The organism is Rhodopseudomonas faecalis (assembly GCF_003217325.1).
Lineage (GTDB): Bacteria > Pseudomonadota > Alphaproteobacteria > Rhizobiales > Xanthobacteraceae > Rhodopseudomonas > Rhodopseudomonas faecalis.
In genome coordinates, this window is sequence record NZ_QJTI01000023.1 from 51,765 (window position 1) to 78,480 (window position 26,716).

Genomic DNA, 26,716 nt, shown 5'->3' on the forward strand with positions numbered 1-26,716 from the left:
GCGCATGAGGCCGCGATGATCAGAGCCTGGCTCAATTTCGATAGCATTGGCATCTTCGCGACCCTGGCCGCGCTGTATTTCGGCGTCGCGGTCACGCTGGTGCTGCTGGTGTTCTCGTCGCCGCTGAAGACCACCATCAAGACCTTCACCGGGGTGGTCGCACCGTTCTTCTCGTCGGTGGCGATCCTGTTCGCGCTGCTCACCAGCTTTCTCAGCTACGATATTCTCGAGCGCAATCGCCAAGCCTCCAAAGCGGTGCAAAGCGAGGCCGGCGAATTGCAGAACGTCTATTCGCTGAGCGTCGCCTCGGTCACCGACATGAGCGAGATCCGCAAATCGCTGCAAACCTATGTGGCCTCGGTGCTCAAGCACGAATGGCCGCCGGCGGCCGGCCATAGCGCGCCCGACACCGACGCCGCCTATGACGAATTCCTGCGCCGGCTCAGCGATCCATCGATCAGCCGCGACGCCAGCGCCGCGGTGCATGCCGCGATGCTGTCGGCGGCGGTGCACGCCGGCACCGCGCGCAACAATCGCATCACACTGTCCACCGATCGCACCGCCGAATTGAAATGGATTTCTGTACTGCTGCTCGGCGTGATCACCCAGGTCGCGATCGCGGTGGTGCATCTTGAGCGGCGGCGCGCAATGGTGGCGGCGCTCACCGTGTTCTCGACCGGCGCCATTGTCGCGCTCGGCCTGGTCGCGCTGCAGGAAGACCCGTTCGGCGGCGTATTCAAAGTGTCGCCGGTGCCGCTGGAACGGCTGCTTACGCTGCCGACGACGCTGACACAGGCTCCGGATGCGCAGGTGCAAGTCGCACCAGTGCAGGTCGCGCCAGCGACCAAGTAGCGGACCAGGTCAGCGCACCACGCTGCGGCGTTGCTACGCCGCGGCGTTGCCGATGCGTTTGATTTCCCATTGCAGCTCGACGCCGGAATGGGCCTTGACCCGGCTGCGCACCGTCTCGCCCAGCGTCTCGATATCGGCAGCGGTGGCGTCGCCATTGTTGATCAGGAAATTGCAGTGCATTTCCGAGACTTGCGCACCGCCCAGCCGCAGGCCGCGGCAGCCGGCGGCGTCGATCAGCTTCCAGGCGCTCATGCCCGGCGGATTCTTGAAGGTCGAGCCCCCGGTCTTTTCGCGCACCGGCTGCGCCAGTTCGCGATGGGCCTGCACTTCATTCATCTTGGCGCGGATCAGATCGGGCGCTTTCGGCGCACCGCGCAGCCGCGCCGAGGTGAAGATCAGCGACGGATCGGCGCCGCTGTGCCGGTAGCTGAACTGCATCGCCGCGGCATCGAGCTTCAACAGGCGGCCATCGCGCGTCACCGCGGTGGCGTCGATCAGCACGTCCTTGGTTTCGCGGCCATTGGCGCCGGCATTCATGCGCAGCGCGCCGCCGATCGTGCCGGGAATGCCGTAGTAAAACTCCAGCCCGCCGAGTCCGGCGGCAGCCGCCTGCTCCGCGACGCGCTTGTCGAGCGCGGCCGCGCCGGCATGCACGATTTGATCAATCACCTCGGTCTGGCCAAAACCGCGCGGCGTCAACCGGATGGTGACGCCCGGCAACCCGCCGTCGCGCACGATCAGATTGGAGCCGACGCCGACCACGGTGACGTCGAGACCGGCCGGCAGATGCGCCAGGAAGTAAGCGAGATCGGCCTCATCGGCCGGCGTGAACAGGCATTGTGCCGGACCGCCAACCCGAAACCAGGTCAGCGGCGCCAGCGATTCATTGGCGAGCATCCGGCCGCGCAGCTCCGGCATCGCGGCGTGCAATTCGGGGGTGATGTCGGGAAAGGTCATACGCTTACGGCCGATGACGGGGATGGCCGGGACAAGCCCGGCCATGACGGAACGAGTGGAAGCGTGCTAATGTCACTACCCCCGATTGCCCAGTTGTTTGTGATGGATTGAACTCTCAGCACGTCATGGCCGGGCTTGTCCCGGCCATCCACGTCTTGCGGAGGAGCAGCATGGCTGGCGGCTATGTCTATGTTCTGACTAACCGGCCGAACGGCATCTTGTATGTCGGCGTCACCAGCGATCTGGTCCGCCGCGTGTATCAGCACCGCGAAGGTTTCGTGGACGGCTTCACCAAGCGATACGGGCTGAAGCGGCTGGTGTACTTCGAACATTTCGAGGATATCCGAACCGCTATCCAACGCGAGCACAACATCAAGCACTGGCCGCGAGCTTGGAAGGTCCGGATGATCCTGGCGACCAACCCCAGTTGGGATGACCTGTTTCCGACCATCGCGCAGTGAAGACGTGGATGGCCGGGACAAGCCCGGCCATGACGAAGCGCGAAGCATGGCAGCAGTCTGGTGCATCATCAGCCCTGCCGGCTGATTAGCACCATCACGGCTCCATTTCAGTGCGGCAGCCATCAGCTGCGCCATCAGCCGAGCGCCTTCAATTCGCCCGGCAGCGCATAGGCCCATTGCGTGATGTTGCCGGCGCCGAGACAAACCACATAGTCGCCGGGCTTGGCGATCTCATGCACGACGCGCGCCAAGGACGCGGCGTCGGGCAGCGCCACCGCCTCGCGATGGCCGTGGGCGCGCAGCCCGAGCACGAAGTTGTCGCGGTCGATGCCGGCGATCGGCGTCTCGCCGGCCGGATAGACCTCGGCGACAACGACGGTGTCGGCGTCGTTGAAGCAGGTGCAAAATTCTTCGAACAGCGTTTGCAGGCGGGTGTAGCGATGCGGCTGCACCACGGCGATCACCCGGTTGCCGGTCGACTCGCGCGCCGCCTTCAGCACCGCGGCGATCTCCACCGGATGATGACCGTAATCGTCGATCACGGTGATGCCGTTGTGTTCGCCGGTCTTGGTAAAGCGGCGGCGCACGCCGCCAAAGCCGGCCAGCGCCTTGCGGATCACGTCATCGGGCAGACCGAGTTCATGTGCGACCGCGATCGCGGCGGTGGCATTGAGCGCGTTGTGGCGGCCGGGCATAGGCAGCATCAGATCATCGATCTCATGCGCGGTCTCAGCCTTGCGGTCGCGGAACGCGACCTTGAAGCGCGACGCACCGCCATTTGGCGTCAGATCCAGCAGCCGGACATCGGCCTGCGGATTCTCGCCATAGGTGATGATGCGGCGGTCTTCGATCTTGCCGACCAGCGCCTGCACCACCGGATGGTCGATGCACATCACCGCAAAACCGTAGAACGGCACGTTCTCGACGAAATTGCGGAACGCCTCCTGCACGGCCTCAAAGGTCTTGAAGTGATCGAGATGCTCTGGATCGACATTGGTGACGATCGCGACGTCGGCCGGCAGTTTGAGGAACGTGCCGTCGCTCTCATCGGCTTCCACCACCATCCACTCGCCATCGCCGAGCCGGGCGTTGGTGCCATAGGCGTTGATGATGCCACCATTGATCACGGTCGGATCGAATTCGCCGGCGTCGAGCAACGAAGCGACCAGCGAGGTGGTGGTGGTTTTGCCATGGGTGCCGGCAATGGCGACGCAGCTTTTCAGCCGCATCAGTTCGGCCAGCATTTCGGCGCGCCGCACCACCGGGATGCGCTGCGCCCGCGCCGCCAGCAGTTCTGGATTGTCGCGCTTGATCGCGGTCGAGACCACCACCACGTCGGCGCCGGCCACGTTCTCGGCCTTGTGCCCGACATTGATGGCGATGCCCTTGGCGCGCAGCCGCTGGACGTTGGCGCCTTCCGAGGCGTCGGAACCCTGCACCGTGTAGCCGAGATTGCACAGCACCTCGGCAATGCCGCTCATGCCGATGCCGCCGATCCCGACGAAGTGAATGGGTCCGATCTCGCGCGGCAGTCTCATGGTAGGTCTCTTCCAGTTCAGCACCGGACGCTCGCACCCGGCAACGAATCGGCGCCGCCTCGTGCGACGCCGGAAGCCGCCTTGGGTATACCCGGCGCGGCGCGATGAAAAGCGTCAAGTCGTTCGCCCTCGCCCGCTCGCACGGGCGGATCGGCGGGCTATCTCATTGAAAGGTCGTGGATTTAACCGAAATCCCCGCCGTCTTGATCACCAGATCGGCAAGCCGGTCGGCGGCATCGAGCCGGCCGACGCCGCGCGCACCCTCGGCCATGGCGGTAAGCCGCTCCGGCGCGCCAGCCAGCGCGGTGATCTCCTGCGCCAGCCGTGCCGGGGTAAAATCGCCCTGCACGATCCGGATCGCGCCGCCGGCCTGCGCCAGCACGCCGGCATTGGCATACTGGTCCTGATCGATGGCGCCGGGCAGCGGCACCAGGATCGACGGCCGGCCGATCGCGGCCAGCTCCGCCACGGTGCCCGCGCCGGAGCGCGACACCACTAGATGGCTGGAGGCGAGCCGCGCCGGCAGATCGCTGAAAAACGGTTCCAACTCGAAATTGAGCTTCAGCCGATCATAGACCGCGCGCACCCGCGCCATATCCTCGTCGCGCACCTGCTGCACCAGCACCAGCCGCCGCCACAGCTCCGGGGGCAACTGCTCGATGGCATATGGCACCACATCGGCCATCACCCGCGCGCCCTGGCTGCCGCCGGTGACCAGCAGCCGCAGCGCGCCATCGGGTTCGGGCGCAACATAGGGCACCGCCGCCGCAGCGAGAATCGCCGGGCGCATCGGCGTGCCGGTGGTGGTGGTCTTGCCGGACAGCACCGGATCGCGGTCAAGCACGCCGGGCAGCGAGGTGGCGATCGCGCTCACCTTGCCGGACAGAAAACGGTTGGCGCGGCCCATCACCGCGTTGGCTTCATGGACCAGGGTCGGAATGCCCAGCAGCCGCGCCGCCAGCAGCGGCGGCAGCGTCGGATAGCCGCCAAAGCCGATCACCGCGGCCGGTTTCAGCCGGCGCATCAGGCTCAGCGCCATCAGGCCGCCCGCGCCGAGCTTGAGCATGGTGCGCGCCAGCGCGATCGGCGAGCGGCCGCGCACGGTCTCACTCGGCACCACGTCGATCATGTCGCGGGAGAACAGCCCGCTATAGCGCAGCGCGCGGTCGTCGGTGACCAGCCGCACGCGCAGGCCGCGCCGCATCAGCACGACGCCGAGCGCCTCGGCCGGAAACAGGTGGCCGCCGGTTCCTCCGGCAGCGAGCAGAATGAGCGGAGCTGGGTTCATGATTGGCTTGCCTGATAAATCACAGCCCGCGCGATCTCAAGACGGGCGAACGGCGCTCAAGCATGCCGGTCAGGCGTAGCCTGGCGTTGCGGACGCGCGGCTGGCCGACTCCACCTCGATCTGCGGGCGGTGCCGGGTTAGCGCGAGCATCATGCCGACGCCATAGGCCAGCGACACCATCGACGAGCCGCCATAGGAGATGAACGGCAGCGTCATACCTTTGGCGGGTAGCAATTGCAGGTTCACCGCCATGTTGATCGCGGCCTGCACGCCGAACAGGATCGCAAGGCCCGCAGCGGCAAAGCGCGCGAACAGATCCTCGGAGGCATAGGCGCGCGACAGCGTGCGCAGCACGATGAAGGCGTACAGCGCCAAAATGCCCAGGCACAGCACAATGCCGAATTCCTCGGCGCCGACCGCGAACACGAAGTCGGTATGGCTATCCGGCAGCGTGCGTTTGGCAATGCCCTCGCCCGGCCCAAGGCCGAGCCAGCCGCCATTGCTGAACGCTTCCATCGCGGTATCGACCTGGAAGGTGTCGCCCGACGCCGGGTTCATGAACCGTTTGATACGGCCGGCGACGTGCGGAACGAACAGATAGGCCGCGAACAGCCCGGCGGCGGCGACGCCCGCCAGCCCCAGCACCCAGACGATGCGCATACCGGCGATGAAGAACAGCGCGCCCCACGACATCAGGATCAGCATGGTCTGGCCGAAATCCGGCTCCATCACCAGCAAGGTCACCAGCAGCAGCAAAATGCCGACCGCCATCGAGGTCGCCGGCATTTCCGGCCGGCGCGCCGATTCCGAGAACAGCCAGGCCGCCAGTACCACGAAGGCCGGCTTGGCCGATTCCGAGGCCTGGATATTGATGCCCAGGATGGTGATCCAGCGCCGCGAGCCCTTCACTTCCGGCCCGAACAGCAGCGTCGCCATGATCAGCGCCACCGAGACCGCAAACACCACCAGCGCGCTGCGCCTGATCTGGCGCGGCGACAGGAACGACACGCCGATCAGCACGATGAACGACGGCAGCAGGAACATGACGTGGCGGTTGAAGAAGTGGAACGAGTCGAGCCCGATCCGTGTCGCCACCGGCGGCGACGCCGCCAGCGACAGGATCACCCCGCCAAGCATCAACACCACGATCGCGGCGAGCAGCAGCCGGTCGACGGTCCACCACCATTCGCTGAACGGGGTGCGCTGTTCACGGGAGATCATCGACGCTCCTCGGCGATCCTGGGAATGATTGCAGCCGGCGAGCCGCGGCCACCGATTGGCCGTCGGCCGGCAGATGGCGCCGGGCTCACCTCATTGGTGCGCCATCGTGGTTGCCAAGGGGTTAATGGAATCGAAATGATTGCAGGGAGCTGGCCGAGCGTCCGTCACGGCCGGGGCCGGCGCCCTCTCCCCGCTCCCCGCTGCGCGGGGAGAGGTAAAGAGCGGCCTATCGCCCGGTGGTGAATCCCGATTTATCCGCACGGTCTGACACGGTGGCGGCCGGCTCCCTCTCCCCGCTTGCGGGGAGAGGTAAAGAGCGGCCAGGCGGCGGGGCAAATCCTCAGACCGGCGTGACGCCGGGCAGCGCGGTGACCAGTTCGCGGAACCGGGCGCCGCGGATCTCGAAATTGCGGAACTGATCGAACGACGCACAGGCCGGCGACAGCAGCACCACCGGCTCGGACAAGCCGGACGCCGCAGCGTCGCGCGCCGCGCTCGGCACGGCCTGATCGAGCGTGCCGCTGATCTCATAAGCCACCCGCCCCTCCAGGGTCGCGGCGAATTCCTGCGCGGCGTCACCGATCAGATAGGCCTTGCGAATGCGCGGAAAGAACTCGGCCAGGCTGACAATGCCGCCGGTCTTCGGCTTGCCACCGGCGATCCAAAAAATGTCGCCGAACGACGACAGCGCCTTGGCGGCGGCATCGGCGTTGGTGCCCTTGGAGTCGTTGACGAACAGCGTGCCGCCTTGGCGGCCAACCTGCTCCATGCGATGCGCCAGCCCCGGAAAGCTGCGCAGCCCCTTCTGCACCGCCTCGCGGCTGACGCCGAGCGCCAGCGCCGCAGCGGCCGCACAGGCGGCGTTCTGGGCATTGTGCAGCCCGCGCAGCGAGCCGATGCCGCCGATCCGCGCGATCTCGTGGCGCGCGCCGCCGCTGACCTCGATCAGCGTTTCGTGCTCGACGATGATGCCATCGGCGAGCGGACCCTGCACCGACACCCGCTGCACCGGCTGGCCGGCGCGTTGCAGCCGGTCGGCCATGTCGCGCCCAAAGCCGTCATCGACGCCGATGATGGCGCGGCCGTGCGGCGCGACCCCGGCCACCAGCCGCTCCTTGACCGCGGCGTACAGCTCGATGGTGCCGTGGCGGTCGATATGATCCTCAGTGACGTTCAGCATGATGCCGACCGTGGGATCGAGCGACGGCGTCAGGTCGATCTGATAGGACGACATCTCGATGACGTGCACCCGGCCCTTGGCCGGCGGCTCGAGCGACAGGATCGCGGTGCCGATATTGCCGCCGAGCTGGGTGTCGTAGCCCGCCTCGCGCATCAGATGCGCGATCAGCGCGGTGGTGGTCGATTTGCCATTGGTGCCGGTGATGGCGACGAACGGCGCATCGGGCGCGTGGCGGTGGCGCTCGCGGCAGAACAATTCGACATCGCCGATCACCTCGACGCCGGCTTCCCGCGCCTTCAGCACCGACCAATGCGGCGCCGGATGGGTGAGCGGCACGCCGGGGGTCAGGATCAGCGCCGCAAAGGGGCGCCAGTCCATGGTGCGCAGATCGGCGGTGATGAAGCCGGCTTGGCTGGCTTCAACCATGCGGTCGAGATTGTCGTCGCAGGCGATCACTTCGGCGCCGCCAGCGCGCAGCGCCTGGCAGCTCGCCAGCCCGGAGCCGCCAAGGCCAAACACCGCCACCGTCTTGCCGGCCAATGAGGTCACCGGGATCATGGCGTCACCGCCTTTTCAAAGATGACCTCTCTTTTGTCGTCATGCCCGGGCTTGACCCGGGCATCCACGAAGCCAAGCGAGGCCTTGCCTGTTGTCGTGGATGGCCGGGACAAGCCCGGCCATGACGGGGAGTGCATGATGCGATGTTCCGAGCGAAGGCAGAACACGCCACTCACCGCAGCTTCAGCGTCGACAGGCCGGCCAGCGCCAGCATCACCGCGATGATCCAGAACCGGATCACGATCTGCGGTTCGGTCCAGCCCTTCTGTTCAAAATGGTGATGAATCGGCGCCATCTTGAACACGCGCTTGCCAAACAGTTTGAACGAAGCGACCTGCACGATCACCGACACCGCTTCCAGCACGAACAGCCCGCCGATCACCGCCAGCACGATCTCGTGCTTCACCGCCACCGCGATGGTGCCGAGCATGCCGCCGAGCGCCAGCGAGCCGGTATCGCCCATGAAGATCGAGGCCGGCGGCGCGTTGAACCATAAAAAGCCGAGCCCGGCGCCAAGCAGCGCGCCGCATAGCACCGCGAGTTCGCCGGTGCCGGCGACGTAATTGATCTGCAGATAATCGGCGAACACCGCGTTGCCGGCGAGATAGGAGATCAGCCCAAAACTCGCCGCGGCAATCATCACCGGCACGATCGCAAGGCCGTCGAGACCGTCGGTCAGGTTCACGGCATTGCCGGCGCCGACCACGATGAAGCCGCCGAAGAACACGAAGAACCAGCCGAGATTGAGCGCCACATCTTTCAGGAACGGCACCACCAGTGAGCTCGACAGCGGATCACGGCCAAGCCGCATCAAGGCATAGCAGGCCGCGGCGGCGATGATGGTTTCGATCGCGAGCCGGGTGCGGCCGGAAAAGCCCTTGTGGCTCTGCTTGGTGACTTTCAGATAGTCGTCATAGAAGCCGACGAAGCCGAAGCCGAGCGTGACCGCGAGCACGATCCAGACATAGGGATTGACCGGATTGGCCCACAGCAGCGTGCCGACCACCAGGCCCGACAGGATCATCAGGCCGCCCATGGTGGGCGTGCCCTTCTTGGTCAGGTGCGACTGCGGCCCGTCGGTGCGGATCGGCTGGCCCTTGCCCTGGCGCAATCTGAGATTGTCGATGATCCAAGGCCCGAACAAAAACACGAACAGCGCGCCGGTCACCATCGCGCCGCCGGTGCGGAACGTGATGTAGCGGAACACATTGAGGGCCGGGATCGTGCTGGAAAAATCGACCAACCAATAAAGCATTCAAGCCGCCTTATACCGCGACATCGCTGGACGCGGCGCTGCTGGGATAATGTTTCTCGAGCGCCGCGACGATCGTCTTCATGCGCGAGCCGAGCGAACCTTTGACCATGATCACGTCGCCGGCGCGGATCGCTGCAACCACCTGGGACTCAAGCGCCGCCGAACTGTCTGCATAGCCGGCCTGCCTCCCCGGGGAAAGGGCATCCCAGAGGTGGCGCATCATCGGCCCACAGCAGAACACCATATCCACCGCATTGGCGGCCACCGACGCCGCCAGCCCGCTGTGCAATTCCGGGCTGCTCGGCCCGAGTTCCAGCATGTCGCCGAGCACGGCGATCCGCCGGCCGTGCGCGCCAGGGGTTGCAGCGCCGAGCACGCTCAACGCCGCCGCCATTGAGGCCGGATTGGCGTTGTAGCTCTCGTCGATCAAGGTCGCCTCGCCGCTGCTGCCGATCTCGAGGGTCTTGCGCACGCCGCGCCCGCTCGCCGGCGCCACCTGCGACAGCGTCAGCGCCGCCAGCGCCAGATCGGCTCCGGCGAGTTCAGCAGCCGCCAGCACCGCCAGCGAGTTCATGGCCTGGTGCCGTCCGGGGATCGCCAGCTTGTAGGTCACCGGCAGGCCGTTGATCTCGGCCCGCACCGCCGAGCAATCGGGGTGCAGCGCGACGTCGATCAAGCGGGCATCGGCGGCAACATCGCTGCCGAAGGTGACGATGCGCTCAATGCCGCGTTCGCGGGCGCGCCGGCACAGCCGCTCGAAATGGGGATTGTCGCGGTTCAGCACCGCGGCGCCGCCCGGCTCCATGGCACAGAAGATTTCCGCCTTGGCATCGGCGATGCCTTCGACGCTGTCGAAGAATTCCAGATGCACCGGCTCGACCGTGGTGATGATCGCCACATGCGGCCGCACCATCTCCACCAGCTTCTCGATTTCGCCGGCGTGGTTCATGCCGATCTCGAACACCGCATAGCGCGCGCTCGCCGGGCAGCGCGCCAGCGTCAGCGGCACGCCCCAATGATTGTTGAACGACGCCACCGATGCATGGGTCTCGCCCTGCGCCGCGAACACCGCGCGCAGCGCTTCCTTGGTCGAGGTCTTGCCGACCGAGCCGGTGACCGCGATCACCCGCCCGGCGAGCCGCGCCCGCGCCGCGCGCGCCAGATCGCGCAAACCATCCAGCACATCGTCGACAATCAGCAAGGGCGCATCGGCGGCGAACTGATCGCGCTGGTCGCACGCCACCACCGCCAGCGCGGCGCCGGCCGCGAGCGCGGCGCCGACAAAGGCGTGGCCGTCATGCACGTCGCCCTTGATGGCGAAGTACGCTTCGCCGGGCTGCACGGTGCGGCTATCGATCGAAATGCCGGTGATACAGTCGGGCAGCGCCCCGCTGGTGGCGGCGCCCATCGCGGTCGCCATCGCATCCGAGGTCCAGAGGCAGGGTGTGGTCATGCAACACTCGAGGTCAGGGCCGCGGCGACGGCCTCGTGATCACTGAACGGAACGAGCCGGTCGCCGATGATCTGTCCGGTCTCATGGCCTTTGCCCGCGATCAGCAAGGCATCGCCGGGCTGCAATGCCGCAATGGCGGCGCGAATAGCTTTTTCACGGTCGCCGATCTCGGCGGCGCCCGGCGCAGCAGCGAGAATGGCGGCGCGGATCGCCGCGGGATCCTCGCTGCGCGGATTGTCATCGGTGACGATCACGCGATCAGCATGTTCGGCCGCGATCGCGCCCATCAGCGGCCGCTTGCCGGCATCGCGATCACCGCCGGCGCCGATCACCACCACCAGCCGGCCCTTGGCATAGGGCCGCAGCGCCTGCAGTGCCTTGGCGAGTGCGTCGGGCTTATGGGCGTAGTCGACGAAGATTGGCGCGCCGCTGCGCTGCCCGACCAGTTCGAGCCGGCCCTTGGCGCCTTCGAGCTGCGGCAACGCATCAAACACCGTGAGCGGATCGCTGCCGGTGCCGATCGCCAGCCCTGCGGCGACCAAAGCGTTCTCGATCTGAAACTGACCGACCAGCGGCAGCAGAATGTCGTGGCTGCGGCCCTGATGGGTGATGGTGAGCCGCTGCGCAAAACCGTCGATCGCGGTTGACTGCAAGCGGATGCCGTCATGGGGATCGCCATTGCGGCCGATGCTGATCACGCGCAGGCCGCGCGAGCGCGCCGCGTCAATCGCTTCGGCCGAGCAGTCATGATCGGCGGAAATCACCGCCGCGCCGCCCGGCATCACCAGATCGCGGAACAGCCGCAGCTTGGCGGCCAGATAGTGCGCGACGTCGGGGTGATAATCCATGTGGTCGCGCGACAGATTGGTAAAACCGCCGGCGCTGATCCGCAGTCCGTCGAGCCGGTGCTGATCAAGGCCATGCGAGGATGCTTCCAGCACCAGATGGCTAATACCCTCGCCGGTGATTTCATCGATGGAACGATGCAGCGCGATCGGATCGGGCGTGGTCAGCGAGCCATAGACGGTGCGCTGCGGCGTCACCAAACCGATGGTGCCGATGCTAGCCGATGCCAGCCCCTGGCGCTCCCAGATCTGCCGCGTGAACGCCGCAACCGAGGTCTTGCCGGAGGTGCCGGTGACCGCGGCAATGGTGGCCGGCTGGCGCGGATAGAAGCGCGCCGCAGCGAGTGCCAACGCGCGGCGCGGATTGGCGACGCGCAGCAGCGGCACCCGGGTTTCATCGGACGGCACATGATCGCCAGCCACCGCGACCGCCCCCGCTTCGATCGCCTGGGCGATGAACTTCGCCCCGTCGGTTTTGACGCCAGCCAGCGCGAAAAACAGATCGCCGGGCCGCACAGTGCGGCTATCAACCGCCAGCCCGCTGACTTCCAGCGCGGCGGCCGCAGGCGGCACCACGGTATCTTCGCTGAACAGCTCCGAGAGCTTCATGATATTTGCCTTGTCGGCTCATCCTGAGAATGCGACCAGGCCGCGCATCCAACGCACGCAACGGCGGCGGCCCTGCGCTTTTATCGCAATCCGGTTTCGACGCAACCAACCCGTTGCAACCGCAACGCGCAGGCGCTCGCTGCTCAGGGAGTGCCCCTCGATGCTGCAAGAATAAGGCGTTCGGACGGCGGCAGATCAAATCGCGGCTCGAGCCCGAGCAGCGGCGCGATTCGCGCGATCACTTTGCCGCCGGTCGGCACCGCGTTCCAGCCCGAGGTGATGAAGCCGTGGGTTTCCGGCAACCCCTTCGGCTCATCGAGCATCACCAGCAGCTGGTATTGCGGATTGTCGGCCGGCAGGATCGCGGTGAACGAGTTCAGCACCTGCTTCTTGGAATAGCGGCCATTGACCACCTTCTCCGCGGTGCCGGTCTTGCCGCCGATGTAGTAGCCTTTGACGTCGGCCTGTTTGGCGGTGCCGACTTCGGCGTTGAGCCGCATCAGATAGCGGATCTTGTCGCTGGTTTCCTTGCGCACCACGCGCTTGGCGAGCGCCAGCGCTTCCTGCTCGGTGCGCTTCAAGAAGGTCGGCGGAATGAGATAGCCGCCATTGATCACCGCGTTGATCCCCATCACCGCTTGCAGCGGCGCGACCGCGATGCCGTGGCCGAACGAGATGGTAACAGTGTTCAATTCGCCCCAGCGCTTGGGCACGATCGGCGCGGTGCTTTCCGGCAGTTCGGTGCGCAGCCGATCGAGCTGGCCGAGCTTCTTCAGGAACGCGCGATGCGCTTCGACGCCCTGGCTCAAGGCGACGCGCGCCGCGCCGACATTGGACGACAGCGTGAACACTTCCGACAGCGTGATGGCACGGCCGGCCGGATGGGTGTCGTGGATCGCGAACTTGCCGTAGCGCATCGCGCCGCGCGCATCATAGAGCGTGTTGAGATTGGCCTTGCCGGTGTCGAGCGCCATCGCCAGCGTCAACGTCTTGAAGGTCGAACCCATTTCATAGACGCCGGTGGTCAGCCGGTTGATGCGGTCCGGATCATGAGCCTCGCGCGGATTGTTCGGGTCGAAATCCGGCAGCGACACCATCGCCACGATCTCGCCGGTGCGGACATTGCTGACCAGACCGGACGCCGCCTTGGCCTTGTACTTCTCCTGCGCCTTCAGCAGCTCATCGCGCAGCGCGTGTTCGACGCGCAGATCGATCGCGAGCTCGACCGGCTGCTGCAGCCGGTCGGAAGCAAAGCCGGCGCGATGCAGATCGGCAAGCCCGTTGCTATCGAGCCATTTCTCGATGCCGGCGATGCCCTGGTTGTCGATGTTGACGAGGCCAATCAGATGCGAGACCGCTGGACCGCTCGGATAGATGCGGCGGTTCTCACGCAAAAAGCCGATGCCGGGAATGCCGAGCCGGCGAATTTCCTGCTGCTGCTGCGGCGTGATTTCGCGCTTCAGCCAGACAAAGCCTTTCTTGGACGACAGCCGGTCGCGCACTTCGATGGTGTCGAGATCGGGCAGCGTCGCGGTGAGCAGCTCGACCGCCTCGTCCTTGTCGATGATGCGGCGCGGTTCGCCAAACAGCGACGGCGATTTGACGTCGGTGGCGAGAATGGCGCCGTTGCGATCGAGAATGTCGGGCCGCGCGGTGGCGACCGCGTCCTGTGAACCGGAGCGCCGCGCGCTATGGCTGTCGCCGACCATGGCAATGGTGGCGAGCCGGATGCCGATCACCGCATAGACCACCGCAAAGGCGATCATGGCAAAGCCGACGCGCGCGCGCGCCTTGGCGACGCGATCGACGTTGCTGCCGTACAGCAGGCTGCGGATCAGGCGCCGCCGCCAGGGCTCGGTGGGCACGCGAATGGTGACCGGCTCTGTCACTGGCCGACCTCCGGCGCCGGCAGCGAGCCGGTGATGATGTCAGGATCGATGGTGTCGATCATCGCGGCCAGCGCGTCGGAATCGCCAGCGCCGTTGAAGCTCGGCGGACGCTCCGGCAGGTTCTTCAAGGAATCGAATTGCTGGGCGGTGATCGGCTTCAGCTTCAAATGCCGCTCGGCCAGCCCCTGCAGCCGCAGCGGCGCGTCGAGCTTGGCCCATTCGGCGCGCAGCGTCGCGATCGCCTCGCGCTGTTCGCGGACTTCGGCCTGCAGCCGCAGCACCCGCTCCATGCGCATCGTTGATTCCATCTTGATCTGGTAGACATGCGCGGCGGCGAACACCAACGCCCCGATCACCAGCAAATGCAGGAGCCGCATCAGCGCCTCCCCATCACGCTGGCCAGCGTCGGCCAGGACGGCAACGGCGCGGCGCCATGGGCCGGCACGCTGGTGCGCTCGCCGGCGCGCAGCTTGGCTGAGCGTGCGCGCGGATTGCTGGCGATTTCGTCGTCGCTCGGCAGCACCGGGCGCTTGGTCAAAATCGCAAAACTCGGCTGCTGGCGTGCCAGCTCCGGCAGATGGCGCGAACCGCCGCCCTGCTTGCCGCGATCGGCGAAGAACGCCTTGACGATGCGGTCTTCCAGCGAATGGAACGAGACCACCACCAGCCGCCCGCCCGGCCGCAGCACCTGTTCGGCGGCCTGCAGCGCCAGATGCAGCTCATCGAGCTCGCCATTCACGAAAATCCGCAGCCCCTGAAAGGTGCGGGTGGCCGGATGAATGTCGCCGGGCTTGCTGCGCACCACCTTGGCAACCAGATCGGCGAGCGCGCGGGTGGTGACGATCGGCGCCTCGCGGCGCGCCGCGACGATGGCGCGCGCCACCGCCCGCGAGTGCCGCTCCTCGCCAAAAATATAGATGATGTTGGCCAGATCAGTTTCGGACGCGCTGGCGATCACATCGGCGGCGCTCGGACCGTGCTGGCCCATGCGCATGTCGAGCGGACCATCGAGCCGGAACGAGAAGCCGCGCTCGGCCTGGTCGAGCTGCATCGACGACACGCCGACATCCATCACCACGCCGTCGACCTGCGGCTGGTTCTGGGCGGCACAGACCTCGGCCAATTCCGCGAACCGGCTCTCGACCAGCGTCAGCCGGCCAGCGGAGCGCTCGACCAGATCGAAGCCGCCGGCGATCGCGGTGCGGTCACGGTCGATCGCAATCACCTGCGTGCCATCGATGGCGAGAATGGCGCGCGAATAGCCGCCGGCGCCGAAGGTGGCATCGACATAGACGCCGCCGGGGCGCGGCGCGAGCCAGTCGACCGCCTCACGCCCCAGCACCGAGATATGGCGCACTGGCTGCTCAGCGATCATGGCCGCAGGCTCCATCGGCCGGCGCTCGCGCGGCTCAGCCGCGGCCGTTGCTGCTGGCCCATGCTCACCCAACACCCTGCTCTGCCGGTAACGCCAATCATTTCCGTGCCTTAACCCGGCCCCCAGCGATCGCGCGCGGCCCGCGCGGCGCCCTTTGGCCGTCAGCCAGCCGCGTGCTGCTGAGCCGGCCGACATGCCCGGCTCTCCGCATGGGAATGGAAAACAGGCCATGGGTTTCGAGCGTCAAAGCTGGCGGACCGCGTCGCGCAGACCCGGTTGTTCACCACTCAGTAACGTCGTTCAGCGTTAAGAAACCGTTGATGGATTGCATCAGAACCACGCCAGTTCACCGCCGCGCTGGCGCGCGCCGGTCGCCAAAATTGTGGACACTCCACAGAAAAAGGCGAAACCGTGACAGCACCTGGTTGCGGCCCGCGACTTCGATCCGGATAGTGAATCATTCATTTTGAATGCGGCAGCCGGGTGTGGCGCTGCCGCGGTCCCGCCCGGATTGGAGTATCTCATGCTGGCAGGTTCGCTCGCGGTCGCGCGACAAGATCCGAAGCGGCGGCGTGCGCTCCCGATTCCGAAAAGCGTCGCAGAGATGAAGGAATTCGTACCCGATTCCTCGATCGTCTCCGATGTGATCCCCTCCCCCAATTTCGGCGAGCGCAGTAAAGGCCGCACGCCGGATATGATCGTGCTGCATTATACTGGCATGCCCGATGTCGAGGGCGCGCTGGCGCGGCTGTGCCAGGCCGGCACCGAAGTCTCCGCCCATTATGTGGTGCTGGAAGACGGCCGCGTGGTGCAGTGCGTGCAGGAATCAAAGCGCGCCTGGCATGCTGGGCTGTCGTCCTGGGCCGGCGAGGAAGACATCAATTCCTGCTCGATCGGCATCGAGATCGTCAATCGCGGCCATGACTGGGGCTATCCGGATTTCCCGCTGCGCCAGGTCGCGGCGGTGATCGCGCTGTGCCGCGGCATCATCATCCGCCGCAATGTCGCGCCGCACCGGATTCTGGCGCATTCCGACGTCGCACCGGAGCGCAAGCAGGACCCGGGCGAGAAATTTCCGTGGCGGGCGCTGTGGGATTCCGGCGTCGGTCACTGGGTGCCGCCGGCGCCGATCAGCCGCGGCGAGGTGATGAAGCTCGGCGCCGATGGTCCCGAGGTGCTGGCGCTGCAAAACAGCCTCGCCCAATATGGCTATGGCCTGACGCCGTCCGGCCAGTACGACCAGGCGACCGCCGCGGTGGTGACCGCGTTCCAGCGCCACTTCCGCCCGCAGAAAGTTGACGGCATCGCCGACACCTCGACGGTGGCAACCTTGCAGGCGCTGCTTGCCGGCCGGCCGACCGCCGCCAAAGCCTGATCGTCTCGTCACCCTACCCATTGGTTTTCCCAGGGCCGGGTTGACGGCGCGCCGCCAACCCTTCATTCGTACCCCGTCAGTCGGCCGGGCGGCCGCTCCGGCAAGTACCGAAAGGTCGCCGGGGAGGAAAGTCCGGGCTCCATCGACATACGGTGCCGGATAACGTCCGGCGGGGGCGACCCCAGGGAAAGTGCCACAGAGAACGAACCGCCACGTCTGCGGACGCGGTAAGGGTGAAAAGGTGCGGTAAGAGCGCACCGCGTTTCCGGCAACGGCAACGGCAAGGTAAACCCCACCGGGAGCAAAACCGAATAGGGACAGCAACGCGGATAGTTCGCTGCTTGCAGCGATAACTCCGCAGGGTGATGTCAAACCCGCTGTCCGGGTAGGTTGCTTGAGGCGGCGTGCAAACGTCGTCCCAGAGGAATGGCCGCCGCGTATCGGCTGCGCAAGCAGTCGGTGCCCTCCAGAACCCGGCTTACAGGCCGGCTGATATTTTTCACGAGAGGCTCGGCGCGACCACGCCGGGCCCCTCGCCCGTTTTGCCCCCGCTGATACCAACGGCGATTGATACCAACCACTCCGCACGTCATGGCCGGGCTCGTCCCGGCCATCTACGTCTTTGATCTTGCAGCGATTTTAAGACGTGGATACCCGCGACAAGCGCGGGTATGACGGTCATTGAGACGACCCGATGGCATCATCCGGCGCGGTTCAGTGATCGGCCGGCGCCTCGCTCGGATTGGCCGGCTTGGCAAACAGCACCACCAGCGTGCTGAGCGCGACATAGATCAGCGTCAGCATCAAGAAGGTGTCGGCGAAACTCATCACCACCGCCTGGCGGTGCACGATCTGGTTGAGTTGCTTCAAGGCCATCAGCGACGCATCGCCCATGCCCTGAAACTTCTGCGTCAGCATATTCAGGGTCTCGACCGCCTTGGTGTTGGCCCAGGTGACCTTGTCGTGCAGCCGCGAGATATGAAAATCGGTGCGGTGATCGAGCGCGGTGTTGATCAGCGCCAGGCCGAGCGCGCCGCCAAGATTGCGCATCAGGTTGAACAGGCCGGAGGCGTTTTTCACGCGCGACGGCGCCAGCGTGCCGAGCGCGATGGTGTTGACCGGCACCATCATCAGCATCATGCCGACGCCGCGGAAGATCTGCGGCCAGAGCAGCTCGTTGAAATCATAGTCGCGGGTGATCGAGGTCATCAGCCAGGTGCCGAATGAGAACATCAGCATGCCGATCGCGATCATCAGCCGCATGTCGATCTTCTGCATCAGCCGGCCGACCAAGGGCGCCGACAAGAACATCGCCGCGCCGGAGATGAACATGGTCTCGCCGATCATCAGCGCGCTATAGCCGCGCACCTCGGCGAGATAGCGCGGATAGACGTAAGTGAGGCCATACAGGCCGATGCCGACGAAAAACGCGAACATGCAGCCGAGGCCAAAATTGCGATTGGCAAAGGCCCGGATATCGACGATCGGCTCGCGCGCGGTCAGCACGCGCCAGAAGAACAGCACCGCCGAGATCACGCACACCACCGCGAAGATCGCGATCGAGTCGTCGGAGAACCAGTCGTTACGCGAGCCCTCTTCCAGCACATATTCCAGCGAGCCGAGGAAGCCGGCCATGAAGCCGAGCCCCCACCAATCGAAATGCTGCAACAGCTCGAAATGCGGCTCATCGAAATCGACCAGCGCCAGCACGCCGAGCGTGATGCCGATCCCCGGAATGACGTTGATGAAGAACAGCCAGTGCCAGGACAAAGCGTCGGTGATGTAGCCGCCGACGGTCGGACCAATCGTCGGCGCCAGCGTCGCCACCAGGCCGATGATCGGGCCGACGATGTGAAACTTGCTGCGCGGAAACACCGTGTAGGCCGAGGCGAACACCGTCGGGATCATGCCCGCGCCGACAAAACCCTGGATCGCGCGCCACAGGATCATCTGTTCGATCGACGAAGTCAGCCCGCACATCAGGCTGGCGACGGTGAAGCCGGCCGCCGAGATCGCGAACAGATAACGGGTGCCGAATGCGCGCGACAGGAAGCCGGAAAGCGGGATCGCGATCACTTCGGCGATCAGATAGGAGGTCTGCACCCAGGCGACTTCGCTGGAGCTGGCCGACAGCCCGGCCTGAATATCGGTGAGCGAGGCCGAGACGATCTGGATGTCCAGGATCGCCATGAACATCCCGAACACCATGATCAGAAACGCCAGCAGCCGCTTTGGCGCAATATGTTCGGCGACGGCGGCCGGCGGCGCGCCGCCGGCGCTGGAGGATGCGGAGATCGAAGCCGACATGCAGGCGCCCAAGCGGGCCGCTAAAAAGCGGCGTTACTCTTTGGTGTTGATGCTGACGTAAACCGACATGCCGGCGCGCAGCAGATGTTCGCGCGCCACTTCATCCGGCACCCGCACCCGCACCGGCACGCGCTGCACGATCTTGGTAAAATTGCCGGTGGCGTTGTCGGGCGGCAGCAGCGTGAACACCGCGCCCGCGGCCGGCGACACGCTCTCCACCCTGCCCTCAATGGTGCGGCCGGCATAGGCATCAACCGAGATGTTGACCGGCTGGCCGGGCTTGATGCGGCGCAGCTGGGTTTCCTTGAAATTGGCGTCGATATAGACACCCTGCAGCGGCACGATGTTGCCAAGCCGCTGGCCGGCCTGCACGAAGTCGCCCGTGTTGACCAGCCGGTTCGAGAACACGCCATCGACCGGCGCGCGCACCGCCGTGAAATCGAGGTCGCGCTCGGCCTTGGCGAGCGACGCTTTCAGCTCATCGAGCTGGGCGCGCGCTTCCTGCTGCTGGGCCTTGGTCACTTCCACCGTGTCGATCGCGGCATTGAACGCGGCCTGCGCCGCCTGCACCGCGGCCTCGCCCTGGTCGCGGCTGGCCTGTGAGCCTTCAAATGTGGCGCGCGAGGCAAAACCCTTGGTGTTGAGCGCCTGCTGACGATCGAAATCGAGCGCCGCGCGCTTGGAAGCGGCATCGGCCGAGGCCAGCTGGGCCCGCGCCTGCTCGACCGCGCTTTCCTGCGCGATCACCTGCCGGCCGATCCGGGCAATGGTCGCCTCCTGGGTCGCGACCTTGGCGCGCGCGGCATCGACCGCGATCCGGTAATCGCCATCATCAATCCGGAACACCACGTCGCCGGCGCGCACCTGAACATTGTCGCCCGGCAGGATCGCGGCGACATGGCCGGCGACCTTGGCGCCGAGCATGGTGTTGTTGGCGCGCACATAGGCATCGTCGGTGCTGATCACGAACCGGCCGACCAGCACATAATGCCCGGCAAACACCGCAGCGGCGAGCGCGGCCAGCGCACCGACGCCAATGCCGATCATCTTGCGCTTAATGGATTTCGGCTTGCCGTTCAGCGCCGCCAAATCTTCGGAGGTCAGAGGTTCGCTGGTGGCCGGGGACGGCATCGCCGCCGGCGCGGCTCCCTCCGCCTTGCTGCGGCGCAGCTCCGACACAGCCGCGGCCCGCGCTTCGCCCGCTTCGGTCTCAGCCGGAATCGCCCGGGCGGTCTGGTCGCGTGTTCCGCCCATGGCGGCCTCCTCATCTTGAACGTAAGTCTCCCTGGTCGACCCGATACCATTGACCGAACCGTTCGGTCAATGGTATTTGCAAATCGGTCGCGCCGTTCTGGCGGCCGCATCACCAGCCAATCCGAAATTGGTCAAAGGACAGTTTGGAGAAATGCCCCGATTGTCGCCGTCAGAGGCCGCACCGACCCCGGACGAGCATTGCGCCAAGCGCCGGCAGATCCTCACCGGCGCCCGCGCCGTGTTCCTGGAACATGGTTTTGACGGCGCCAGCATGGGCGAGATCGCCAAGGCCGCCGGCGTCTCGAAAGGCACGCTCTATGTCTATTTCGCCGACAAGCACTCGCTGTTCGTGGCGATCGTCGAGGCCGAAATCCACGACCAGGGCTGGGGCAGCTTTGACTTCTCGGCCGACACCGATGTCGAGCGGCAATTGCGCGGCTTTGGCCAGGCTTACATCCAGACCTTGTGCAAACCGCGCAGCAGTTCGGCGATCCGCACGGTGATGGCGATTGCCGAACGGATGCCCGAAGTTGGCCGCAGCTATTATGAACGGGTGATCGCCCAGACCGTGCGCCGCTTGGGCGAGGCGCTCAAGCGCCAGGTCGAGGCCGGGGTGCTCAAGATCGACGACTGCGAATTCGCCGCCTCGCAGTTCATGATGAGCTGCCAGGCGTCGCTATTCCTGCCATTCGTGTTTCAGGCGACGCCGCAACCGACGCCGGAGCGGATCGCGGCCGTGGTCGACAGCGCGACGCGGATGTTTTTGGCCGCCTATCGCGTGCCGTCGTCATCCTGACAGGCCAAGCGGCCCGCCCTATTCGTTGTTGTAATCGTCCTCGTCGCCGTGGCTCGAACGCGAACCACCGCGGCGATGGCCGCCGAGCCCGCTGGTATAGGACGGCACCGCCGCAAAGGCGTTATGGCGCTGCAGGCGCCCGGCGATTGCCTCGCCCGACACGGCGACCGGCTTGCACACCTGCCGCCCGCTGCTGCGCCGCATCAGATCAACATGGATGTGGTCGTAGTGATAGATGTTGGAGCCTGGCGACAACACGGTGCTGAAATATTCGCAGGCCGAGGCGTGCACATCGCGCAAAAAGCCCTGCTCCTCCGGCAGCCCCTTCCAGCCATCGCGCACCGTGATGCGCCGGCCGTCGGCGAAGGTGAAGCCGGCAATGTCAAAAGCATTGCCAAAGGCGTGTTCGGAGATGCGCGAACGCGAATTGCCGTTCATGCCGCGGCAGGAATACGCCGAGATCTGCTTGATCTCGACCACCCGCGCGCCGAACCAGCGCAGCGCCGCCGGCTGCACCTGCTCGACCAGCCATTTATCGAGCGTCGACACGATCGGACAGGCCAGCGTCGCGACCGGCTTGATCGCGACCGGACCGACCGCGCCGGTGACATTGCCCATGCCGGAGCCGAGCCGCGGCGGCGCAGAATCATGCCCGCCGCCATAGGCCGAACGCGGATCGGCTCGGCCCGAAGGGGCCGCACCCGGCCCGTCCGGCCCAAGCTCGGTCTCGTCATCGGCGCTGCTGCCCGGCGCGTTGAGCGGCACCGGGCCGGACCGCGCCCCATAGGCTGAGGCTGGCGCGGCGGCCGGCTGATAGCTCGGTTGCTGATTGATCGGCCAGCGCGGCTGCGCCGCCCCGACCTGCCCTGGCGGGCGCAATTCGTCGGCAAAGCCGACCGCTCCAACCTCGCCCAGCGCCGCCACCTTGAGCGGATAGTCGGCGCCGCATACGCCGGGACCCGAGATCGGATCGATCTGCACCACGTCGGCGCTCATTTTGACCGCGCCGGATTTCAGGCATGCGACTTCGGCCTCGGCTCGCCAGGGCTCGCGCTCAGCGAACTGAAACAGTCCGCGACCGCATCCCGCCAACGAAACAAGGGCGATGGAGCCGACCAGGAACAAACGAACTCCGCGCATCATGCGCGGACACTCGATCAATTTCTTTAAGGATTTGTTGTTGGCCTGTCTTCACCGGCTGTTAACCATCAGCCTGCGGCGAAGACGCGCAGCTGCGCGAGAACACCCCGCTCCATTAAGGTTGAGCGGTTAGGTTAAGCAGTGGTTTACGTTGACGGCAGACGCGGCGATGCTCAACTGATCCGCATCATGATCAAAGACGACGACGCTTTTCAGATCGATGCCAAAGGCAACCGCGTGCTGATCGGCCTTTCGGCCGAAGAGACCGAGGAGTTTTTTCGGCTCGAGGAGATCATCGCCAGCTCATGCCCGCGCCCGCAAATCGGCGAAGTCGATTGGGTGATGCCGGAGGATGAGCGCTGGCTCGAACTCTATGAAAAGCACGAATCCGCCCGGCGCCCCTTCATGAACGCGGGCAACAAGACCCGGCATTGACGGCCTGCCCATGCCGCTACCCGGCAGAGCTTCACGCCGCAGAACTCTGCGGCGCAATGTGAGCAACTGCCGCGATGCGCGACGCGCCTGTTACCAGCTATCAGCCGTCCAACTACGATAGTAATAGGTCGAGGACGACGGGTAGTAATAATTGACCGCATGGCTGCGCCGGTCCTGACCAGGCCGCCGCGGCACATAGACCGTCGAGCGCTCGTGATAGGGACCGCGTTCGACCCGCGGATTGCGGCCGGTCTTCGGTGCCTTCGGGCCATAGGGGCCGAAATAATCATAAGGCCCGCTGGCGCTGCCGATCATCGCGCCAGCCATCACGCCTCCAGCCACACCCGGGCCAATGCCATCATAGGCCTGCGCCGCGACCGGCCAAGTGATCGCCACGGCCGCAGCGATGATTGCCAACTTTGTCATGTGACGCCTCGACTGCTTGCCTCTGCCCTGTTGCACGCCGGGCAGCTCCGGCCAGCCTATATCGGGCCCATCTATGGTGACAAGCAACCGGCCGTGCCCGCCGCCCGGCGGGCTGAGCCAGCAGGCGCCTAGCCGCCAGCTCGCCCCTCCCCGGACCAGTTCCGCAGCCGCGCAAAACCCCTCATGGCGAAACAAACCTTGCCGAGACGAAACCAATTTCGGCCACAGGTGAAAACGTCCGGAAACGGCACCTTGCTAGCCTCTGTCATAACGCAGCGCCGCAAAGGCGCGCATGAGGCGCAAACAGAGGACAGGGAAATGCTGGGAATTTCGGGATTCCGATCATTGTCTGGCCGTCTCCTCGCCGTCGCCGCGCTGGCGCTGATGGCCAATGCCGCGTCGCCGGCCTTTGCTGCGCCGCTACCGCTATTCCCGTTCCTGCCGCTGCCGCCGGTGCAGCAGGCGCCCGAGCCCCAGGTGCAGGCCATTCCCGATACCAATGACGACGGCGCCAGCACCGAGCTGCCGGCCCGGCTAAAACGCCAGATCGTCAACTACGCCACCCGCGAGGCGCCCGGCACCATCGTGATCGATACCCCGAATACCTATCTGTATTTCGTGCTCGGCAATGGCCGCGCGGTGCGTTACGGCATCGGCGTCGGTCGCGACGGCTTTACCTGGTCCGGCGTGCAGTCGATCACCCGCAAGGCCGAGTGGCCGAACTGGACCCCGCCGGCGGAAATGATCGCCCGGCAGCCTTATCTGCCGCGCTTCATGGTCGGCGGCCCGGGCAACCCGCTCGGCGCGCGCGCCATGTATCTTGGCGGCACCATCTATCGCATTCACGGCACCAACGCGCCGAACACCATCGGCACCCGGGTGTCTTCGGGCTGTATCCGGCTGACCAATGCCGACGTCAGCGATCTGTACTCGCGCGTCCGCGTCGGCACCAAGGTGGTGGTGCTGCCGATGACCCGCCGCGCCGATATCCCCGTTCGCAGCCAGACGATCGCGTACAACAGGGAGTAACAGCGCGCCCGCCAGGGCATGGCGACACCCTCCGCACTGACCGTTCGGCTAATCGTACAGTAATCGGCATGATCTGGTGCTGACGGGGTGTCGCAGCCCGCGTCAGCACGCTGCCGTAGAACTTCCCCATCGCGCGCGACAGGGCTAGTTTTGCGCCATCCGGTCCCCTGTCGTGGAGCCTTTGTCATGCGGCTCGATCCGCCCCGCCCCTCGCCCCAGCTGTCGCGCCGCCGGCTGCTGCTATCGTCGCTATCGGTGGCCAGCGCCTGCGTCGGTGCCGCGCTGACCGGATCGGCGCTCGCTCAGAACGGCGCCGAGGACCGCAGCTGTTCGCAGCTCTTTCCGCAGAAGATCAGCAAGGACGCGGCGCGGCATGCGTCGTTCAGTGATTCCTATCGGCGCTGCGGCAATTGCCGGTTCTTCCTGGAGCCCGACCACTGCATCCAGGTCGAAGGCACGACCACGCCGGAATCGACCTGCTCGCGCTGGGCCGCGCTCGGCGGCCAGCTCGGCTGCACGCCGGACAAGCCGGTGAGACTCTAGCCGCGCGCGGCTTGCGCGCGCTGCGCGCCCGCCGATCATGGCAGCACGCATGCGATGGCATGTCGATCATATCATGGTCGCATTCCCGGACCATTCAGACCACGCTGTCCACCCTTGAGGCGGCGGGTCTGGTGCGGCTCTGCCCGTGCCTGTAAAATCGCATCATGTGATTGCACGGGAAACTCATGCGACTTAAGCCCATCCTGATCGGCGCCGCGGCGCTGACCGCGTCGTTCGTCGCGGGATCGTTCATCTATGACGCGCTGACACCGCGCCCCGCCAATGTGACGCCGCCGCCGCTCGCGCCGCTGCCCGCGCTGCCGACCGCCCGCACCTCGACGATCGTGGTGCCGGTCGCGATTCCGCTGACCGTGATCCGCGATCTCGCCGAACGCACCGCCCCGCGCAATTTCGCCGGCAAGGCTGCCAATCCGGTGCCGCAACTGTTGCAGGACGCCGACATCGCCTGGACCGCGACCCGCGGCGTGATCACCGCCAGCGGCACGCAGAGCCAGCTTGGCCTGGCGGCGCCGATTTCCGGCACGCTCGCGGTCAAGGGCGCGCTGTCCGGGAATGCCAAGACCGCGGTCAACGACGCGCTCGGCAAGCTGCTCGGCAGCAAGGCCGCCGAGCAGATCGGCGTCAACATCAAATCGTTCAACGCCAATGCCGACATCAACGGCACGATCGCGATGGCGGCGCGCCCGGCGCTGACGCCGAACTGGCGGGTCGAGCCCAATCTCAGCGCCCAGGTGGCGCTCAACGATAATTCGGTGGCGGTGTCGGGACTGCGCGTCAACGTGCCGGCGCAGGTCAAGCCGATGATCGATAAAGCGGTCAACGAGCAGCTGGCGCAGTTGCAGCAGCGCATCCGCAATGACAGCGGGCTGGAACGCAACGCCCGGCAGGAATGGTCAAAATTGTGCCGCTCGATTCCGTTGCAGGGCATCGCCGTGCAGGGGCTGTGGCTGGAATTGCGCCCGACCAAGGCGCTGGCCGCCCAGCCCAAGGTCGAAAACGGCGCCTTGGTGCTGACCATGGGCATCGAGACCGAAACACGGGTGACCGCGGCGCAGACCAAACCGGAATGCCCATTCCCGGCCAATCTGAATTTTGTGCCGGCCGACCAGAATGGCGTGCATATCAGCGTGCCGATCGATACGCCGTTCACCGAAATCGATCGGATGCTGGAAGCGCAGCTGGCCAACAAGACGTTTCCGGAAGACGGCAGCGGCGCGGTCGAGATGACCGTGAAGCGCGCCAATGTCACCGCCTCCGGCGAGCGGCTACTGATCTCGCTGCAGGTCAAGGCTCGCGAAAAGGCCAGTTGGTTCGGCCTGGGCGGCGATGCCACCGTGTTCATCTGGGGCAAGCCGCTGCTCGATGCCAAACAGCAGACATTGCGGCTTGGTGATCTTGAGGTCGCGGTGGAATCCGAAGCCGCATTCGGCCTGCTCGGCGGCGCCGCCCGCGCCGCGCTGCCGCTGGTGCAGCAGGCGCTCGCCGACAAGGCGGTGCTCGATTTGAAGCCGTTTGCGACCAATCTGCAGCGGCGGCTTGGCGCGATGATCGCCGATTATCATCTCAATGAGGAAGGCATCCGCGTCGCCTCCGATATCGAGAGCCTGCGGCTCACGGGGCTGGCGTTCGACGCCAAGACGCTGCGCGTCACCGCCGCCGCCGAGGGCTTTCTCAACGTAACGCTGACCGCGCTGCCGAAATTGTAAGGACGCTGTAACGGCTCAGCGCAGCGTAACCTCTCCGCGGCACGGCCGCGTTGGATTTCGCTGCGCTTACCCCAGCCGACCAGCACTGATCGGCTTTTTCGTCATTGCTGTGCATGTTCAACAATTCGGTGATCGAATCCGCCCTTCAGGGAGGCTTCGATGCGTGACAACAGCTTTGATCGGACGATCGAACGGAATTACAT

Annotated in this window: 23 protein-coding genes and 1 other RNA gene; 9 read left to right on the plus strand and 15 right to left on the minus strand. The window is 65.8% G+C overall.

Translation table 11 applies throughout. The features are described from left to right. Positions 1 to 15 precede the first annotated feature (15 nt). Positions 16 to 852, plus strand: a complete 837-nt coding sequence (locus BJ122_RS15755) for a bestrophin-like domain (RefSeq protein WP_110782162.1) — start codon at positions 16 to 18, stop codon at positions 850 to 852. A gap of 33 nt (positions 853 to 885) precedes the next feature. On the opposite strand, the gene murB is transcribed toward BJ122_RS15755, so the two are convergent. Next, positions 886 to 1,809, minus strand: coding sequence for a UDP-N-acetylmuramate dehydrogenase (gene murB / locus BJ122_RS15760; RefSeq protein WP_110782163.1), 924 nt, complete (start codon positions 1,807 to 1,809; stop codon positions 886 to 888). A gap of 125 nt (positions 1,810 to 1,934) precedes the next feature. On the opposite strand from murB, the gene BJ122_RS15765 reads away from it, so the two are divergent. Further along, positions 1,935 to 2,270: a GIY-YIG nuclease family protein gene (locus BJ122_RS15765; RefSeq protein WP_110782164.1), complete on the plus strand. Its 336-nt coding sequence runs from the start codon at positions 1,935 to 1,937 to the stop codon at positions 2,268 to 2,270. Positions 2,271 to 2,404: 134 nt separating this feature from the next. On the opposite strand, the gene murC is transcribed toward BJ122_RS15765, so the two are convergent. The 10 genes from murC to rsmH all read right to left on the minus strand — a co-directional run bounded on the left by murC (position 2,405) and on the right by rsmH (position 15,481). Continuing rightward, the gene (murC, locus tag BJ122_RS15770) at positions 2,405 to 3,808 is read right to left on the minus strand and encodes a UDP-N-acetylmuramate--L-alanine ligase (protein WP_110782165.1); all 1,404 of its coding nucleotides are present in this window, start codon (positions 3,806 to 3,808) and stop codon (positions 2,405 to 2,407) included. A 163-nt stretch (positions 3,809 to 3,971) separates the two neighbouring features. After that, positions 3,972 to 5,099 (minus strand): undecaprenyldiphospho-muramoylpentapeptide beta-N-acetylglucosaminyltransferase, encoded by a 1,128-nt coding sequence (gene murG, locus BJ122_RS15775; protein WP_110782166.1) that lies wholly within the window; start codon positions 5,097 to 5,099, stop codon positions 3,972 to 3,974. Between the two features lie 66 nt (positions 5,100 to 5,165). Beyond that, complete coding sequence (gene ftsW, locus BJ122_RS15780; protein WP_110782167.1) at positions 5,166 to 6,317, minus strand: putative lipid II flippase FtsW; 1,152 nt, start codon at positions 6,315 to 6,317, stop codon at positions 5,166 to 5,168. A gap of 340 nt (positions 6,318 to 6,657) precedes the next feature. Further along, the gene (gene murD / locus BJ122_RS15785; RefSeq protein ID WP_110782168.1) at positions 6,658 to 8,055 is read right to left on the minus strand and encodes a UDP-N-acetylmuramoyl-L-alanine--D-glutamate ligase; all 1,398 of its coding nucleotides are present in this window, start codon (positions 8,053 to 8,055) and stop codon (positions 6,658 to 6,660) included. Positions 8,056 to 8,227: 172 nt separating this feature from the next. Further along, positions 8,228 to 9,310, minus strand: coding sequence for a phospho-N-acetylmuramoyl-pentapeptide-transferase (mraY, locus tag BJ122_RS15790; protein WP_027277727.1), 1,083 nt, complete (start codon positions 9,308 to 9,310; stop codon positions 8,228 to 8,230). Positions 9,311 to 9,320: 10 nt separating this feature from the next. Beyond that, positions 9,321 to 10,763, minus strand: a complete 1,443-nt coding sequence (locus BJ122_RS15795; protein ID WP_110782169.1) for a UDP-N-acetylmuramoylalanyl-D-glutamyl-2,6-diaminopimelate--D-alanyl-D-alanine ligase — start codon at positions 10,761 to 10,763, stop codon at positions 9,321 to 9,323. Beyond that, the gene (locus tag BJ122_RS15800) at positions 10,760 to 12,217 is read right to left on the minus strand and encodes a UDP-N-acetylmuramoyl-L-alanyl-D-glutamate--2,6-diaminopimelate ligase (protein WP_110782170.1); all 1,458 of its coding nucleotides are present in this window, start codon (positions 12,215 to 12,217) and stop codon (positions 10,760 to 10,762) included. The genes BJ122_RS15795 and BJ122_RS15800 overlap by 4 nt, the downstream gene beginning before the upstream one ends. Before the next feature lie 143 nt (positions 12,218 to 12,360). Next, on the minus strand, positions 12,361 to 14,106 hold the full coding sequence (locus tag BJ122_RS15805) for a peptidoglycan D,D-transpeptidase FtsI family protein (RefSeq protein WP_110782171.1): 1,746 nt from the start codon (positions 14,104 to 14,106) through the stop codon (positions 12,361 to 12,363). Continuing rightward, complete coding sequence (gene ftsL, locus BJ122_RS15810) at positions 14,103 to 14,483, minus strand: cell division protein FtsL (protein WP_027277731.1); 381 nt, start codon at positions 14,481 to 14,483, stop codon at positions 14,103 to 14,105. Before ftsL ends, BJ122_RS15805 begins: the two co-directional genes overlap by 4 nt. After that, a complete protein-coding gene (gene rsmH / locus BJ122_RS15815) occupies positions 14,483 to 15,481 on the minus strand; it encodes a 16S rRNA (cytosine(1402)-N(4))-methyltransferase RsmH (RefSeq protein ID WP_110782172.1) in 999 nt (332 codons plus the stop codon). The genes ftsL and rsmH overlap by 1 nt, the downstream gene beginning before the upstream one ends. Positions 15,482 to 16,004: 523 nt before the next feature. Between rsmH and BJ122_RS15820 the strand changes: the two genes are divergently transcribed. Both BJ122_RS15820 and rnpB read left to right on the plus strand, forming a co-directional pair. Next, a complete protein-coding gene (locus BJ122_RS15820) occupies positions 16,005 to 16,856 on the plus strand; it encodes an N-acetylmuramoyl-L-alanine amidase (RefSeq protein ID WP_110782173.1) in 852 nt (283 codons plus the stop codon). Positions 16,857 to 16,932: 76 nt separating this feature from the next. After that, positions 16,933 to 17,353: RNase P RNA component class A (gene rnpB / locus BJ122_RS15825), an RNA gene on the plus strand. A 217-nt stretch (positions 17,354 to 17,570) separates the two neighbouring features. On the opposite strand, the gene BJ122_RS15830 is transcribed toward rnpB, so the two are convergent. After that, positions 17,571 to 19,163 (minus strand): DHA2 family efflux MFS transporter permease subunit, encoded by a 1,593-nt coding sequence (locus BJ122_RS15830; protein ID WP_110782186.1) that lies wholly within the window; start codon positions 19,161 to 19,163, stop codon positions 17,571 to 17,573. A gap of 33 nt (positions 19,164 to 19,196) precedes the next feature. Continuing rightward, positions 19,197 to 20,417, minus strand: a complete 1,221-nt coding sequence (locus tag BJ122_RS15835) for an HlyD family secretion protein (RefSeq protein ID WP_110782174.1) — start codon at positions 20,415 to 20,417, stop codon at positions 19,197 to 19,199. A gap of 151 nt (positions 20,418 to 20,568) precedes the next feature. On the opposite strand from BJ122_RS15835, the gene BJ122_RS15840 reads away from it, so the two are divergent. After that, positions 20,569 to 21,213 (plus strand): TetR/AcrR family transcriptional regulator, encoded by a 645-nt coding sequence (locus tag BJ122_RS15840; protein WP_110782187.1) that lies wholly within the window; start codon positions 20,569 to 20,571, stop codon positions 21,211 to 21,213. 18 nt (positions 21,214 to 21,231) lie between these two features. On the opposite strand, the gene BJ122_RS15845 is transcribed toward BJ122_RS15840, so the two are convergent. Next, positions 21,232 to 22,356 (minus strand): extensin-like domain-containing protein, encoded by a 1,125-nt coding sequence (locus BJ122_RS15845; RefSeq protein WP_110782175.1) that lies wholly within the window; start codon positions 22,354 to 22,356, stop codon positions 21,232 to 21,234. Between the two features lie 186 nt (positions 22,357 to 22,542). Between BJ122_RS15845 and BJ122_RS15850 the strand changes: the two genes are divergently transcribed. Beyond that, positions 22,543 to 22,788 carry a hypothetical protein gene (locus BJ122_RS15850; RefSeq protein WP_110782188.1) on the plus strand — a complete coding sequence of 82 codons (246 nt, stop codon included), beginning with the start codon at positions 22,543 to 22,545 and terminating at the stop codon, positions 22,786 to 22,788. Between the two features lie 90 nt (positions 22,789 to 22,878). On the opposite strand, the gene BJ122_RS15855 is transcribed toward BJ122_RS15850, so the two are convergent. Continuing rightward, positions 22,879 to 23,214: a hypothetical protein gene (locus BJ122_RS15855; protein ID WP_146227205.1), complete on the minus strand. Its 336-nt coding sequence runs from the start codon at positions 23,212 to 23,214 to the stop codon at positions 22,879 to 22,881. 318 nt (positions 23,215 to 23,532) lie between these two features. Between BJ122_RS15855 and BJ122_RS15860 the strand changes: the two genes are divergently transcribed. The 3 genes from BJ122_RS15860 to BJ122_RS15870 all read left to right on the plus strand — a co-directional run bounded on the left by BJ122_RS15860 (position 23,533) and on the right by BJ122_RS15870 (position 26,513). Further along, on the plus strand, positions 23,533 to 24,243 hold the full coding sequence (locus tag BJ122_RS15860; protein ID WP_110782177.1) for a L,D-transpeptidase: 711 nt from the start codon (positions 23,533 to 23,535) through the stop codon (positions 24,241 to 24,243). Between the two features lie 186 nt (positions 24,244 to 24,429). Beyond that, positions 24,430 to 24,786: a hypothetical protein gene (locus BJ122_RS15865; RefSeq protein ID WP_110782178.1), complete on the plus strand. Its 357-nt coding sequence runs from the start codon at positions 24,430 to 24,432 to the stop codon at positions 24,784 to 24,786. 185 nt (positions 24,787 to 24,971) lie between these two features. Continuing rightward, entirely contained in the window at positions 24,972 to 26,513 is a 1,542-nt protein-coding gene (locus BJ122_RS15870) for a DUF4403 family protein (RefSeq protein WP_110782179.1), read from the plus strand. The last annotated feature ends 203 nt before the right edge of the window (positions 26,514 to 26,716 follow it).